Origin of the sequence: Paenibacillus solani, assembly GCF_001277345.1 — a bacterium.
GTDB classification, from domain to species: Bacteria; Bacillota; Bacilli; order Paenibacillales; family Paenibacillaceae; genus Paenibacillus_AQ; species Paenibacillus_AQ solani.
Map to the genome: position 1 here is coordinate 842,138 of NZ_LIUT01000001.1, position 15,423 is coordinate 857,560.

Consider the following 15,423-nt stretch of genomic DNA (forward strand, 5'->3'; position numbering starts at 1 on the left):
GCTTCTAGGAAAGTGGTGTCATCATGTTGTCTTACCGCAAGTTTGCTTACGTATATGATCAACTCATGGAAGACATGCCGTATCCGGATTGGATCCGCTTTGCAAGAACGGCTTGGGATCAGCACGGAATGCCAAAGAGCGTCGTAGAGCTGGGATGCGGTACAGGCAGTATCACGATTCCGCTCGTTAATTCGGGATTTGAAGTGACAGGAATTGATTTGTCGGCGGATATGCTGTCCGTCGCCAGACGCAAGCTGGAAGGCACACCGCAGGGCCACCGGTTGTTCCGAGAAGGCAGTATTCGCTGGGTACAGCAGGACATGCGATCTTGGGAGCTGCCCGAGCAGGTCGATTCCATCATTTCATTTTGCGATTGTCTGAACTACCTGTTAGAGGAGAAGGACATTCGCTCCGCTTTCGCAAGGACTTATAGCGGTCTTAAGGAAGGCGGTACATTCTTGTTTGACGTGCATCACCCTAATACGCTGCGCCGGTATGACGAAGAGCAACCATTCGTGCTGGATGAACGCGAAGTGTCCTATATATGGACATGCGATCTCGATGAGCGTCGTTGTGAAATTGAACATCATCTATCCATTTTTGCAAGAGATAACGAAGATTCTTCGGTCTATCGCCGTTTTGAGGAAACGCATGTGCAGCGGGGATATGATCCGGAGTGGATGAAGGTTGAACTGGTTAAAGCCGGTTTTCGGGATGTGAAATGTTACGCTGATTTTGAGTGGGTTGAGGCGGGCGAGGATGCTGCCCGGCTATTCTATGTTGCTGTAAAATAAGTGAATATTTTTGTGAAGGCACTCTCTTTCGTCTGTTCCGGACGGAGGGAGTGCCTTTTTTAGATATCAGGGAGTACACACTGCAGAGCAGTTGTATTCAAAGATACTTCTTTTCCATTTTATTTGACTGTTGTTAAGGTTAATTAGAAGAGGTCTGGGTTTGCTTAATGGGCTGTGCTACGATGTTGGAGAAATAGGATCAACAGATTTGTTAACGCCTTCATTCAGAGCGATTCTAGCAATCTCATAGGTTTGGGATAACTGAAAATGAATACAACGAGAGTTAAATGCACTAGACGAAAATAGGTTGAGAGAGGATGAAGTATGGATGAAACTGTCTGTATTTACAGTGGCTACTCCTGATTTAGTACCTGAAGAATTGGCAAACGCTGCAGCAGATGCCGGTATTGAGAGCATCGAATGGCGCTTCAAGGAAGTTCCGGCAGATGCCGCTGAGGAAAAGCCATCCTTTTGGAGGCACAATCGCTGCTCGATGGATCCTGGTGGCACCCAGGAGGATTGGCTCGGGTTTCGGGAAGCAGCGGACAAATATGAGAGACGCAGTCTTGCAGTCGTCCCTTATCTGTCGTGTGGTGATGTGGAAGCGACGGAGAAGGTCATGCAAGCAGCCAAGCTGATTGGTGCCTCCTTTATTCGCGCAGGTATCCCGGGGTATGACCGGAAGCGCAATTATAATGAGCTGTATGACCAGGCGGTTCAGTATTTACACGAAGTAGAGGAGCTCGCAGCGGCTTATGGGGTTAAGGCATTAGTAGAAACTCATCATTTAACGATCGCGCCAAGTGCCGGGTTGGCGCACCGTCTCGTATCCCATTTCAATCCACAGCATATCGGCGTGCTGTATGATCCGGGCAACATGGTTTATGAAGGATACGAAAACTACCGTATGGGTCTGGAGCTTCTTGGGCCGTATCTTGCGCATGTTCATGTTAAAAATGGGGGCTACCGTAAAACGCCATCTGTGGATGGTACCTCAGCTGTATGGTCTGCAGAATGGTCCGCACTTTCGGAAGGAGCCGTGCCTTGGAGACAAGTGATACAGGATTTGCAGTCGGTTGGCTACGATGGTTACTACGGTATTGAAGATTTTAGTGGCACTTTTGAATCCAGGGAGATGCTGGTGCGTTTTGCCGAGCAAATGAATGAGTGGACAGATCACAAACAGAGTGTGTGAGATGCTTACCAAGGAGGGATAAGATATGGATCAGGTAAGAGTAGGGGTTATAGGGCTAGGAATGGGTTTTTCACATGCCAGATCGCTGGCTGCGAGACAGATTGTCGGTGCACGATTGAGTGCAGTATGTGATTTGAATCCCGCCAAGTTGGATGAAGCGAGAGCTACGCTGCCTGCAGATGTAAAGCCCTGGAGTGATGCTGACGCTATGATCTCGTCGGGCGAGATCGATGCAATGATTATTGCCACTCCGCATTATGCTCATCCTGATATGGCGATAAAGTGTCTGAGTCACGGTCTTCATATCCTGATCGAGAAACCGGCAGGCGTTTACACGAAGCAAGTGCGGGAAATGAACCGCGCGGCAAAAAACAGCGGAAAAGTGTTCTCTATCATGTACAATCAGCGCTGCAATCCGCTGTACAAAAAGCTCAAAGAGCTCATTGCAGACGGAGAGCTTGGGGAAATCAGGCGGATGAATTGGATAATCACGAATTGGTACCGGTCTCAAAGCTATTACGATTCAGGCGGATGGCGCGCCACTTGGGCAGGTGAAGGCGGGGGAGTACTGATCAACCAGTCTCCGCATCAGTTGGATCTGTGGCAATGGACAACCGGCATGATGCCAAAGAGAATGCGGGCATTTTGCTCTTTTGGCAAGTATCGGAACATTGAAGTGGAGGATGACGTTACAGCGTACGCGGAATACGAGAACGGCGCCACAGCCGTGTTCATTACGACAACGGGTGAAGCGCCGGGAACGAACCGATATGAAGTGACGGGGGACCGCGGAAAAATCGTCATCGAAGACGGGAAGCTTACCTTCTGGCGTCTCCGTGTTCATGAGTCCGAATTCAATCGGGAGTATACCGGCGGTTTCGGTGAACCGGAATGCTGGAAATGCGAGGTACCGATTTCAGGTGATAACCCGCAGCATAACGGCATTATCCAAAATTTCGCGGATGCTATCTTACATGGAACACCATTGATTGCACCAGGTGAAGAGGGAATCCGCGGATTAACGTTATCGAACGCCATGCATCTGTCCACCTGGACTGACAATTGGGTTGATCTGCCCTTGGACGAAGACCTGTATTACGAAATGCTGCAAGAACAGATAGCGAATTCGTCCATCCGGAAAACAGTCAAGGAGATTGGCCCGGTGGATATGAGCAAGACGTTTGGCACTTACTAAATTATAATCGGGAGGCTCTTGGTATGGATCGCAGCAATGGAATGCTCTATGCGCCGGTGGGCAAGGCCCAGCCGGTGTGCAAGCCTGGGGAGTTTATATTTGCAGCCATGTCCCTGGAGCATGGCCATATCTACGGCATGTGCAACGGCTTGATTGAGGCCGGGGCGAAGCTGAAGTGGGTGTATGACCAAGACCCCGTGAAGGTTGCAGCTTTTTGCAAGGCATACCCTGGAGTGGAGGTAGCTTTCTCCGAGGCCCAGGTGCTGGAAGATACGGAAGTTCATCTGGTTGCTGCAGCAGCCATACCTTCGGGAAGATGCGAGCTTGGTCTAAAGGTTATGTCGCATGGCAAGGATTATTTCACGGATAAGACGCCGTTTACCACGCTGGAGCAGGTGAACGCTGCACGTGCGAAAGTCGTGGAGACGGGCAGAAAGTATATGGTTTACTATAGCGAACGCCTGCATGTGGAAAGTGCAGTCCATGCAGGAACGCTGATTCGGGACGGGGCTATCGGACGAGTGGTGCAAGTGATGGGAACAGGGCCACATCGTTTAAACGCCGCCTCTCGTCCGGATTGGTTTTTCCGTCGCCATCAGTACGGAGGCATTCTTTGTGATATCGGTTCTCACCAGATTGAACAGTTTTTGTATTATGCGGACTGCCGTGATGCCAGGGTAATCAGCAGCAAGGTTGGTAATTATGCGAACCCGGCTTATCCCGAGCTGGAGGATTTCGGAGATGCGACGCTTGTCGGAGACAATGGGGCCACGAATTATTTCCGTGTTGACTGGCTGACACCCGAAGGCTTGGGTACCTGGGGGGATGGCAGAACCTTTATACTTGGGACGGAAGGATACATCGAGCTTCGCAAATATATTGATATCGCAAGGCATCCTCAAGGCGATCATCTGTATTTGGTGAATCGTGACGGCGAATTTCATATGGAGCTTCAGGGCAAGGTAGGCTATCCATTTTTCGGGCAGCTTGTTCTGGATTGTCTGGAACGAACAGAAAATGCCATGTCCCAAGAGCACGCCTTCAAGGCCGGAGAATTATGTGTTATTGCCCAGAATGAAGCCATACGCATTCATCAAAATCATTTATAATAGAGAAAACCCCGTTAAGGTTGAGGGGCAAGCAGGAGATGATTACTCCAAAATCGCTAAAGGGGCAATTCTCTATGACCTCATCTTCCAATAAAATATCTAGATACGATCGTATGGAGCTTAATAAGCCTATCGATCTTACTTATTTCAACGAGCAGCCCATATCGAGCGGGCAGTTTCATTCACATCCTTTTTATGAGATTTTTTATTTCCATGAAGGACGCTGCACTTATTTGATCGGCGATTCTATATTTGCTCTGAAGCCGGGGGATCTGCTCCTGATGAATGGACTCGTGCTCCACTGCCCGAATGTAGAGCCCGGTTCCAGATATGTCAGAAGTATTCTGCATTTTGATCCTGCCTGGATCTGCAAGGGATTATCAGATACAGCCAAATCGATCGTCCTGGACCCCTTCGAAACACTGCAGAATCATCGCATAAACCTGATAGGGGCGGACCGGGACGAGTTCGAAGGTATACTGGCAGATATGAACCGTTTATCAACGTCCAATGCCGGCTTTAGTCAAGAGCGAATGACCTTGCGCATCCAGGAGATGCTGTACATGATAGCCGACTGGTGTCAGGCAGCTGTCCAGGATCAGGATTCGATCTCAGAGAAAGAACGACATGTCCAACATGTGGTTTCATTCATCGAGGGGAATTATATGAACGATCTGACGCTGGAAAGAATCGCCCGCGATATGCATATCACAAAACATTATTTATCTACTTTATTTAAAGAAGTTACCGGCACAACGGTGTTTACGTATCTTTATCATCGGCGGATTAACCAGGCAAAGATCATGCTCAGGCTAAATCCTCAATTGAGTATAACGGATATCAGCCAAGCGGCAGGGTTTAAACATCTAGCTCATTTCAGCAGGTTGTTCAAGGCTACAGTAGGGATGACACCCGAATATTATCGTAAGAGCGGGGGCGAGCTTCCGTTGACTTGATCCATCTTTTTGGTTATAATAGCGACATTAAAACCGAAATTAAACGCGATGATGAGGATCAATCATTCCATTTTCGATCATGCAGAGAGCCGGTGTCTGGTGAAAACCGGTTGACGATAGGAAAAAGCTCGCCTCGGAGCAATGGTGTTAACCCGGCCGTCGGAGGGCTGTATTTCCGGCAGATTCGGCCGATGAAGCATCGTCGTTTCATCCGCGATAAGGATGCAAAGGGAGTGAAAGGCAAGGCATGCCTTTGGCTAACTAGGGTGGTACCACGGGAATCAAACCTCTCGTCCCTAGCGATCAGCGCTATGGATGACGAGGTTTTTTTGTTTTTTTGGGCATAGGCAGAGGCCTTTGTCTCTTGACTGCGAAGGAGGAGCAATGAAGTATGACGGACAATCAACCAACCGGCCACGGCTATCAGCCGCAGGCCATCGAACCAAAGTGGCAGCAATACTGGGATGATAACAAAACCTTCAAAACGGAAGACACATCATCCAAACCGAAATTTTATGCACTGGATATGTTTCCTTATCCATCAGGTGCAGGCTTGCACGTAGGACATCCGGAAGGGTACACAGCAACGGATATCGTGTCCCGCTACAAGCGGATGCGAGGCTACAATGTGCTGCACCCTATGGGATGGGACGCTTTCGGTTTGCCTGCAGAACAGTATGCTATGGACACGGGCAAACATCCGCGTGAGTTTACCATTCAAAATATTAATACGTTCCGCCGCCAGATCAAATCTCTCGGTTTCTCTTATGACTGGGATCGTGAGATCAGTACGACGGATCCGGAATATTATAAATGGACCCAGTGGATCTTTATTCAGCTCTATAATCGCGGTCTGGCCTATGTGGCTGAAGTTCCAGTGAACTGGTGCGAAGCGCTCGGTACTGTGCTCGCGAATGAAGAGGTCATTGACGGCAAGAGCGAACGCGGAGGACATCCGGTCGTTCGTAAGCCGATGCGCCAATGGATCCTGCGTATTACTGAATATGCAGAGCGGCTGCTTGAGGATCTGGAGGATCTGGACTGGAGCGAGAGCCTGAAGGATATGCAGCGCAACTGGATCGGCAAATCCACAGGTGCTGAAGTCCGCTTTGAAATCGAGAGTTATGATGGTCACCTGGAGGTGTTTACAACTCGTCCTGATACGTTGTTTGGCGCCAGCTACTGCGTTCTGGCACCGGAACATGACCTCGTAGACAAGATTACATCGGCAGATCAGCGTGAAGCCGTTAAGGCTTACCAGGACCAAGCGGCTCGGAAAAGCGATTTGGAGCGTACGGATCTGGCCAAAGATAAAACGGGCGTATTTACAGGTGCTTATGCCATCAATCCGGCAAGCGGTGCTAAAGTGCCGATCTGGATTGCGGATTATGTACTTGCCGGTTACGGGACCGGGGCCATTATGGCAGTTCCAGGACATGATAGTCGTGACTGGGAATTTGCGAAACAATTCGGTCTTCCGATTATTGAAGTCGTTCAGGGAGGAAATGTTGAAGAAGAAGCATACACCGGCAGCGGTGTGCATGTGAACTCCGGCTTCTTGAACGGATTGGATAATGAAGAGGCTATCCAGAAAATGAACGAATGGCTGGAGGAAGAGGGAAAGGGTCAGAAGAAGATCACTTACCGGTTGCGCGATTGGCTGTTCAGCCGTCAACGTTATTGGGGCGAGCCGATCCCGATTCTGCATTTGGAAGACGGTACAATGAAGACTGTGCCTGAGGATCAGCTTCCTCTGCTGCTTCCGGATGTGGAACAGATCAGACCATCAGGTACCGGCGAGTCACCGCTGGCTAACGTTACGGATTGGGTGGAGACGGTAGATCCTGAAACGGGAATGAAGGCCCGCCGGGAAACCAATACCATGCCGCAATGGGCTGGCAGCTGCTGGTACTATCTGAGATACATTGATCCGCATAACAATGATGAGCTGTGCTCCAAGGAGAAACAGAAGGAATGGCTGCCAGTTGACTTGTACATCGGTGGTGTGGAGCATGCGGTGCTTCACTTGCTGTATGCCCGCTTCTGGCACAAGGTTCTGTATGATCTTGGTGTCGTTGATACGAAAGAACCTTTCCAAAAGCTGGTCAATCAGGGCATGATCCTGGGGAACAATAATGAGAAAATGAGTAAATCCCGCGGTAATGTCATCAATCCGGACGATATCGTAAACGAGTATGGCGCTGACACACTGCGCGTATACGAGATGTTCATGGGGCCGCTGGAAGCGACGAAGCCGTGGAACACCAACGGCGTTGAAGGAACGCATCGTTTCCTCTCCCGTGTATGGCGTCTGTTCATTGGCGACGACGGTCAATTGAACCCTAAAATCGTGGACGGGGAGGGTACGGATGAATTCAAACGTACGCTTCACAAAACGATTAAAAAAGTGACGCATGACTTTGATCAGATGCACTTTAACACAGCAATCAGCCAGCTGATGGTATTCATCAACGAGGGATACAAGACGGATGTGCTTCCACGCAAGGCGATGGAGAACTTCGTCCAGCTCTTGTCCCCGCTTGCACCTCATCTGGCTGAAGAGCTGTGGAGTCGCTTAGGCTATACAGAGAGTGTAACCTACGTGCCATGGCCTGAGTTTGATGAAGCTTGGACCGTAGAGGCAGAAGTGGAAATCGTTGTTCAAGTTAATGGCAAGATTGTAGAACGTGCCAAGATTGCAAAAGACATGGACCAAGAAGCCATGCAACAACATAGCCTCTCCCTTCCGAATGTCAAGCAGGCGCTGGAAGGAAAGAGTATTCGCAAAATTATTGCCGTACCGGGAAAACTGGTCAATATCGTGGCCGGTTAATCGTAAAACCGAAGGCAGCATCCAGTTTTACCAGATCCTCCTCATACTTGTCGTGTGTGGTTTTGATCAATTGGTAGAACAATCCGCTCAGGTTGGAATCAAGCAGTGCCAAAGCCTGGGCTGTGATGCCTCCGGGAACCGCCACCCGATGTTGCAGCTGTTCGGGGGAGAAGCCCTCCTCCGTTAACAGTTTGCCGGTGCCAAGCAGCATTTCACCGGCTAACGCATTAAGGGTCCTGCGGTCAATTCCGGTCATCTCAACGGCAGCATCAATCCATTTTTCCATGAATAAACTTAAAAAAGCAGGCCCGCAGCTGGAGAAATCGGAAGTGATTCGCGTGTGCGATTCCAGTATCTCGACGGGCCTGCTGATGTAAGACAGGAGGCTTTCTATAAGCTGCCTGTCTTCTTCTTTTATTCGGGAACCATACATGCATAATGATGCTCCGCCACCGGTAAGGTTTGTGATGCTCGGGATGATTTTGGCGACTTTACAATTGAGAGTTGATTCCAGATGAATCAATTGCACGGGACTCGTGATGGATATTGCAATTTGCCCTTCTTCAAGCTGGTCCTTAATTTCATTAATGACCGATCTGAACTCAAGCGGTTTGATACATAAGAATAGTACATTACTCGAAGAAGCTGTCTCCTCGTTACAGCTGCATACTGTCAAACCGGCATGGCGTTTTGCCAGTTGGTGTGCTTTCTCAGGGCTTCGGTTGCTGATCTGAATTTGCTCAGGCAGGAGTGCGCCCGAATGAATGAAGGCATCGATCAACAGACTACCCATACTGCCCGTACCGATAAAACCGACCTTCATGTGAAAGTTCCCTCCTTTCGCGCTTTACGGCAGAAATGTACCGTCCTTACGTTTAATGTATGCAGGGAAGTGGCCGGTTCATGACGGCTTTTCATCTCAATTTTGCCGCAGGATAACTCAATGTTATGGGTTAGGTTTTGGACAATGTGAACTTTGATAATAAGGAGTGATCATAATGAAACGGATACCTCTAGGCTGGAGTCTAGCCGCAACCATTGCGGGATGCGGATTCATACTATTTGCCGGTGGTAGCGATAAGGGGCTGGAGGGCTGGCAGGTGTTGAACGATCAGCTGGAGGAAGCCCTTGTAATAGAGGAGAAAGTAAATGCCAAAGTGTCTGGACCTGATGCAAAAGAGAAGGAGTCGGGACAGACCGCAGCTGTGGTCAATACGAATGCCATTAAAGATTCAGAGGTGCTTGTGAACGGCCCGGCATCAAGTCAAAGTCCTGGTACTGTAGGGATGAGCAGCAGCGATCCCGCGCCACCGGCTGCATCTACCGACCCGCCTGCTTCGTCTACGACTCCTTCTGAGGCAGTAGACGGCAGTTTGCAGTCACAGCAGCCCCTGCCCGCTAATGAATCATCTATGCAGACAACCCCACCGACAGATCAAAACGGACTAATCAATGTCAACACGGCGGATGCAGCTGCCTTGATGGACTTGCCTGGCATTGGCGAAGCAAAAGCGAAGGCTATCATAGATTACCGGAATCAATTTGGCCCTTTTCGCAGCAAAGCGGATTTAATGAATGTGAAAGGCATCGGTCCTAAAATTCTGGAGAAGATGAAGCCTTACGTTGGACTTTAGCTATGTGCTACAATAAAGGAGATATTGATAAGAAACAGGTGACAGATGATGAGTTCAGATCAACGTAAAGATTGGGATACCTATTTCATGGATATTGCTTTTATGGTGTCTACCCGCTCTCAATGTTCGCGGCGACATGTAGGGGCAGTCTTGGTCCAGGGGAAGAAGCTGCTTGGGACGGCATATAACGGAGCCCCGATGGGCGTGCCGGATTGTTCCGAGGCAGGCTGTATGATTGTGGAGGATTATGAGTTGGTCGTGCAGGAAGGCAAGGAGAGCATGGTGAAAAAACAGCGCTGCATCCGTACGATTCATGCCGAACAAAATCTGCTGCTCTTCACCGATCGCATCGATAGGGAAGGCAGCACGGTGTATGTGACGGATGAACCGTGCTGGACCTGCGCGAATATGCTCGCCAACAGCGGCATTGTCGAGGTGGTGTTCCATCGTCCCTATCCGAAGGATTCGGAGAAGGTTTCCCGTATGATGGAACAGAAGGGCATCTTGTTCAGGCAGCTTAAAGCATATGAGCCGCCACGCGAAACCTTGATGACAGTAGAGAATTAACGCTAGGGATCGCTTAGATCGCATATAAGAAATTAAATTCGGTACCACAGAGGAAGAACCTTTGACTGCATCAAGCAGCCAAGGGTTCTTTTTTTATATAGAACCATCGACTTCGGAGGCTCGATATCCAATCTTCTGAGGGGAAACATCCGCTATATGCGGATTAGTTTGTTGAAAAAGGACGTCGATAAACGTTCTTTTTCTGATATTTTTTTAGGAAGGGATACGTTCAAAACATGAAACGAAGACCATTGCTTGCATTTGCCGTAATATGGGTTATCGGCAGCAGTGCTGCATGTCTGTATGATGGATGGAGGCTGTACTTGACAGTAGCCGGGCTGATTCTTTTGCTGCTTGTGGTATGTCAATGGGTGCGTGCAGGGCACCTGTACACATGTTGCATGCTGTTCTCTTTGGTTGTGTCAGGCATTTACTGGGAATGGTATGACACAGCAAATGTAAGTGATTTCGAGTCTGTGCTCACTGAAGATGAAACGGTAGATCGTATTCCTGTTATTGCAGATGGGATCATATCATCACCTGTCGAGGTGGATGGTGACCGGGCGGATTTTAAGGTTAACTTGCAGCAAGCTGAGCTTATCCTGTCGAAGCCTTCCGCGGAAGCAATGTCCCCAGCGAACTCGGATGATAACACAATGCTAAAGACTGATGACATCGTTATGGTTCAAGTAAAGCTTCTGGACCAAGTAGAGCTGGAGTCAGCTAGGCAATGGCAGCGCGGTGATCGGGTTCAATTGAGCGGAGAATTGCAAAAACCGGGAGAGGCGCGGAACTTTGGCGGCTTTGATTATCTTCAGTACTTACGCACTCAGAAGATTCATTGGATGCTAAAGGTGAAAGGCGCAGACCAAGCGAAAGTCACCTCCCCTGATAAGTGGAGAACAGGTCATATTCTAAGGTGGAATGATGCTGTTCGCGAAAGGCTTGGGGATAAGTTAAAACAATTGTACGGCGGCATTCATGCAGGCTTTATGAAAGGGCTGGTCATTGGCAATCAGGACGATCTGGATCCCGATACTTTTATGGAGTTCTCGCGATTGGGATTGACTCATATTCTTGCGATATCAGGCATGCATGTCGCTGTGGTTGTCGGATGTCTTATCTTTGTTTGCAATTCACTTCGGATGACAAGAGAAACCTCGCTGACTGTAGTTATATGGCTAATACCCGTCTATGTCCTTCTTACGGGGGCGAGCCCTTCCATTGTCCGTGCGGGCATGATGGGGGTCATCGGCTTGTATGCAGCCAAACGACGAATGTTAAAGGACGGTCTGCATATTCTCAGTGTGGCTGCGCTGGTTATGCTGCTGTGGAATCCATATTTTCTCCTAAATGTCAGCTTCCAGCTGTCGTTCATCGTCACTGCGGGGATCATGATATTCGTTCCGAAGCTGATGTCTCTCTTGACATTCCTGCCCCGCTGGCTTGCGGGGTCGGTTGGAATAACCGTGGTTGCACAGCTGATTTCTTTTCCGCTCACAATTTATTACTTCAACCAAGTGTCATTGATCTCCGTATTCGCTAATTTGCTCCTAGTTCCGGTCATAAGCATGGTGGTGCTTCCAATGGGTATGGTGTCACTGCTGCTTAGCTGGGTATGGATGCGCGGAGCGGGCTGGATAGCTGCTGTAACAGAATGGATTAATGAGATAAATTTTCGGATTGTAGACTTTATGAGTAGTTCATCTGCTTTCATGACTTTGTGGCCCTCCCCCTCGCTGGCTTGGATCTTATGTTATTACTTCGTCTTGTATTTCCTGCTTACCTTTTTGAAAAAGAGGTCAGATGTGCGTGAAGAGCAGCAGCGTGGTTCCGATGATGATACGGTTCCTCTGGAGGAACGTCTATCGAGAGGCATTCGAGCAAATACGCCAGATCCATCGGGTATGCTGCCGCTCGCGGACCAATTGGCCAGTGCATTACGATGGAGAGGTTTCCTGCGCGCAAGTGATTATGTCGAGCAATATGCATCAAGAACTGCGATCATTCTGCTATCAGGAACTATGGTTATTTTGCTGATTAATGGTTATCAATCGCCTGAACCCGGGCGTGGAACGGGGCTCGTACAATTTTTGGATGTGGGACAAGGAGATTCGATTCTGGTGACCACACCGGAAGGCAAGCATATTCTCGTCGATGGTGGTGGGACGGTGAATTTTCGTAAAGAAAAGGATGCATGGAAGGAACGAAAAGCTCCTTTTGAGGTGGGAGCCAAAGTGGTGGTTCCTTTGCTAAAGAAGCGAGGCGTCCACCAGATCGATTATATGCTTATAACTCATGGTGACCAGGATCATATAGGTGGGCTCTTGGCAGTTCTGGAAGAGATCCCTGTGAAGGCCGTCGTGTTCAATGGTACCTTGGCTCAATCTGCTTCTTTTCAACAGCTGATGCTTAGTGCCATTAAGCAGAAAATTCCGATTTATCAGGCTGGAGCAGACCGTGGGATTTGGGAGCTTGGCAAGGACACGACCATACAGTTCTTATCGCCCGTTTTCCCTGATAAGGGAGAGTCCGCAGAGGCTTTACCGTTCATGAAGGATCAGAATCATGTGTCATTAGTGTTTATTCTTGAAATGAACGGCATCCGTTTTCTGTTTACAGGAGATACGGACCAAGCTGCCGAACAGAAAATATTATTGCATCTAGAAGAGCAGTCTGTTAGCGGCGCCGGTTCATCACGAGACACTGCCGGTGGTGATGAGAACTGGATTGATGTCATGAAAGTGGCCCACCACGGAAGCAAAACATCTACCTCGGCTATATGGCTGGACGCTTGGAAGCCGAAATCTGCGGTTATTTCAGCCGGTGTCAACAATATGTACGGTCACCCTCATCCGGATGTCGTCGACCGTTTGGAGCAATCTCCCTCTCTTATCTACCAAACCAATCTGCATGGTGAGATTCAGATGAGGGTCAAGAATGGAAATATTGAGACAAGGACGAAGCTGCCATAATGCTGCCTTTCTGTCCTTTCCACCTATAATCGTAGTATGATCCCTATAGGGAAACGTAGAGATGACTACGATCTTTATATTTGGTATAGTTAGATGAAGTTTCCTAAAAATAATAGGTTACATACTGCAACATTTTTTTAATTCTATCCGTCTGTATGTATGCAGGGAGAGGGGGATCCACTGTGGTGGAGCAGGGACTCATAAGAGCCGCTCAATCGGGCGATCGCGACGCTCTAATCACCCTATTGCGAGAAATTGAGCAACATGTTTACAGGACTGCTTATTATATTCTGAAAAATGAACAGGATGCCATGGATGCGGCACAGGAAGCACTTATACGAATATATACGAAGATCAACTCCTACGAGGAGAAAGCCCAGTTCAAGACATGGGTCCAGCGAATTGTCACTAACATATGCATTGATAAATTTCGCCGAACCAAGCCGACGGTTTCCATCGATGAACATGATCTGGTATTTCGGGATAAGCTCGACGTTGAACGGGAAGTGATGTCGGGGTACTTGGCTGAGGATATCAAAGAGGCCATTAATCTGCTGCCGGATCACCATCGGACCGTCATTGTCTTAAGGTATTTGCAGGACCTATCCTACAACGAAATTGCTGATTGCCTGAATCTTCCGCTTAATACAGTGAAATCATATCTGTTTAGAGCCAGGCAGCAGCTGCAGAACATGCTCCAAGAGCATCAGAAAGGTGGTGTATCAGGATGAATTGCCAAGAGGTGGTGGAACGGATGCATCGGTATTTGGACCGAGACCTCACACCCGAGGAGACGGCCGAGATGTATCAGCATATTGCTGTGTGTCCCGAGTGTGCAGAGACCTTTACCATATTAAAATCATTGAACAGAGAGCTTGAGGAACTACCAGCCGTAACTCCGCCTGTCAGTCTAGTTGACGCTATTATCCCTAGACTTGATGCTATTGACCGTGATCGCCAGAACCTTGACGTGCCTCCAGCCGTGAAAATCGAAGAGCCAGCGGAGATGATGCCGGAAATTCGGCGGCCGCGCCGTAAGGGCAGCTGGTGGAGTACCGTTGGCGGGAGAACTGCAATCGGGGCTGCAGCTGCTATGATGATACTCGGCGCAGCTATACTTACTCATGAACCCAAAATGATGTCCGACGCTGAAGTTCCTTATGAAGCGGCAAGTACAACGAGCGCGGGAACGACGGAGAATGGAGCTGGGATCGAATACCAGGATCAGCAGGATAAGGAACAATTGTTTATGGACGGCGGTACGGAAACAAGGGGCATGGAAAACGAGGGGGACGCTCCCTCTGTAAGTCCACGAAACTCGCCTCCAGATTCGTCAACTGAATCTAATCCCGATTCCGTTACAAATAAACCGGAGGAAGCAGCTCAGCCAGCCGAGTCATCGACTCCGACTGAGACTGGGGACCAGAAGAAAGATGTTGTGTCCGACCCTCCCGTTGAGAAAAGTGATAAGGCTGATAAGGCACAATCTAGAAGTTCGGATAAACCTGTAGCAAATGAAACAGAAGCGCAGAATAGGGCTACAAACCAACAAGCTCCCAAGGTCGGCGAACCACAACAGAACGAAGATAGCATGAGTATTCAGAAGGCACCTACTGAATCCATGGATACCAGGTCAGATAAGTTGCCGCCGATCAGCACGGATTCAGGCGATCCCGCTGTGGAAAGCCATGAATCCTCCGACCAGTTATCTGCAACGCATTATGGGCTCGTGAATGTACCGGAGCAGTGGTCCTCACCGGACGGTCTGTATACAGCTTCGGTTGAGGTTGATCAGTTGGTCATCTATCATCTACCTTCCGGAGATGATACTTCACCTGAAGCGGTTGAGACGGTTGCAAAGATTCCACTCAAGGGCAGCTTCATTTCCGGTCAATGGTCAGATGACGGCTTAACGTTTAAGTATAAGCTGCAGAATAATGGTGAATTAGTTGAGAATGTCTATTCCTTAGAGAAAGAACAGGCTCCAGCTTCAACATCGGATAATCAATCAAAGACTCAGAAATAGATAAAGAGATAAACAAAATCGGCGCACACATGCCGGGAGATATGAATATCCTATATAGATTGAAGAGAGTGTTATACCAACTACCGTCGTATGACCGTCGGCAAGGTGTTTCTAGAGCATGCTCGCCGGCGTTTATATA

The 15,423-nt window shown here is 48.9% G+C and carries 12 protein-coding genes and 1 other annotated feature; of the genes, 11 read left to right on the forward strand and 1 reads right to left on the reverse strand.

Features of this window, described 5'->3' with window-relative positions; translation table 11 throughout:
• Positions 1-23: 23 nt before the first annotated feature.
• From AM231_RS03690 to leuS, 6 genes are all read left to right on the forward strand, one after another.
• Complete coding sequence (locus AM231_RS03690) at positions 24-794, forward strand: class I SAM-dependent DNA methyltransferase (protein ID WP_054401388.1); 771 nt, start codon at positions 24-26, stop codon at positions 792-794.
• A gap of 328 nt (positions 795-1,122) precedes the next feature.
• Entirely contained in the window at positions 1,123-1,989 is an 867-nt protein-coding gene (locus AM231_RS03695) for a sugar phosphate isomerase/epimerase family protein (RefSeq protein WP_054401389.1), read from the forward strand.
• A 25-nt stretch (positions 1,990-2,014) separates the two neighbouring features.
• On the forward strand, positions 2,015-3,184 hold the full coding sequence (locus AM231_RS03700; RefSeq protein ID WP_054401390.1) for a Gfo/Idh/MocA family protein: 1,170 nt from the start codon (positions 2,015-2,017) through the stop codon (positions 3,182-3,184).
• 23 nt (positions 3,185-3,207) lie between these two features.
• Positions 3,208-4,293 (forward strand): Gfo/Idh/MocA family protein, encoded by a 1,086-nt coding sequence (locus AM231_RS03705; protein WP_054401391.1) that lies wholly within the window; start codon positions 3,208-3,210, stop codon positions 4,291-4,293.
• Positions 4,294-4,331: 38 nt separating this feature from the next.
• A complete protein-coding gene (locus tag AM231_RS03710; protein WP_242615063.1) occupies positions 4,332-5,249 on the forward strand; it encodes an AraC family transcriptional regulator in 918 nt (305 codons plus the stop codon).
• A gap of 39 nt (positions 5,250-5,288) precedes the next feature.
• Positions 5,289-5,550 (forward strand) — a binding site (T-box leader).
• A gap of 90 nt (positions 5,551-5,640) precedes the next feature.
• On the forward strand, positions 5,641-8,082 hold the full coding sequence (leuS, locus tag AM231_RS03720; RefSeq protein WP_054401394.1) for a leucine--tRNA ligase: 2,442 nt from the start codon (positions 5,641-5,643) through the stop codon (positions 8,080-8,082).
• On the opposite strand, the gene comER is transcribed toward leuS, so the two are convergent.
• A complete protein-coding gene (gene comER, locus AM231_RS03725; RefSeq protein ID WP_054401395.1) occupies positions 8,063-8,905 on the reverse strand; it encodes a late competence protein ComER in 843 nt (280 codons plus the stop codon). The two genes, leuS and comER, sit on opposite strands and share 20 nt — an antisense overlap.
• A 175-nt stretch (positions 8,906-9,080) precedes the next feature.
• Here comER and AM231_RS03730 point away from each other — a divergent pair, with 175 nt between their 5' ends.
• From AM231_RS03730 to AM231_RS03750, 5 genes are all read left to right on the forward strand, one after another.
• Complete coding sequence (locus AM231_RS03730; protein ID WP_054401396.1) at positions 9,081-9,716, forward strand: helix-hairpin-helix domain-containing protein; 636 nt, start codon at positions 9,081-9,083, stop codon at positions 9,714-9,716.
• Between the two features lie 48 nt (positions 9,717-9,764).
• The gene (locus AM231_RS03735) at positions 9,765-10,283 is read left to right on the forward strand and encodes a deoxycytidylate deaminase (RefSeq protein ID WP_053489179.1); all 519 of its coding nucleotides are present in this window, start codon (positions 9,765-9,767) and stop codon (positions 10,281-10,283) included.
• Positions 10,284-10,519: 236 nt separating this feature from the next.
• Positions 10,520-13,258: a ComEC/Rec2 family competence protein gene (locus tag AM231_RS03740; protein WP_082341535.1), complete on the forward strand. Its 2,739-nt coding sequence runs from the start codon at positions 10,520-10,522 to the stop codon at positions 13,256-13,258.
• 182 nt (positions 13,259-13,440) lie between these two features.
• A complete protein-coding gene (locus tag AM231_RS03745) occupies positions 13,441-13,989 on the forward strand; it encodes an RNA polymerase sigma factor (protein ID WP_053489178.1) in 549 nt (182 codons plus the stop codon).
• Positions 13,986-15,284, forward strand: coding sequence for an anti-sigma factor family protein (locus tag AM231_RS03750; protein WP_054401397.1), 1,299 nt, complete (start codon positions 13,986-13,988; stop codon positions 15,282-15,284). The genes AM231_RS03745 and AM231_RS03750 overlap by 4 nt, the downstream gene beginning before the upstream one ends.
• Positions 15,285-15,423 lie beyond the last annotated feature (139 nt).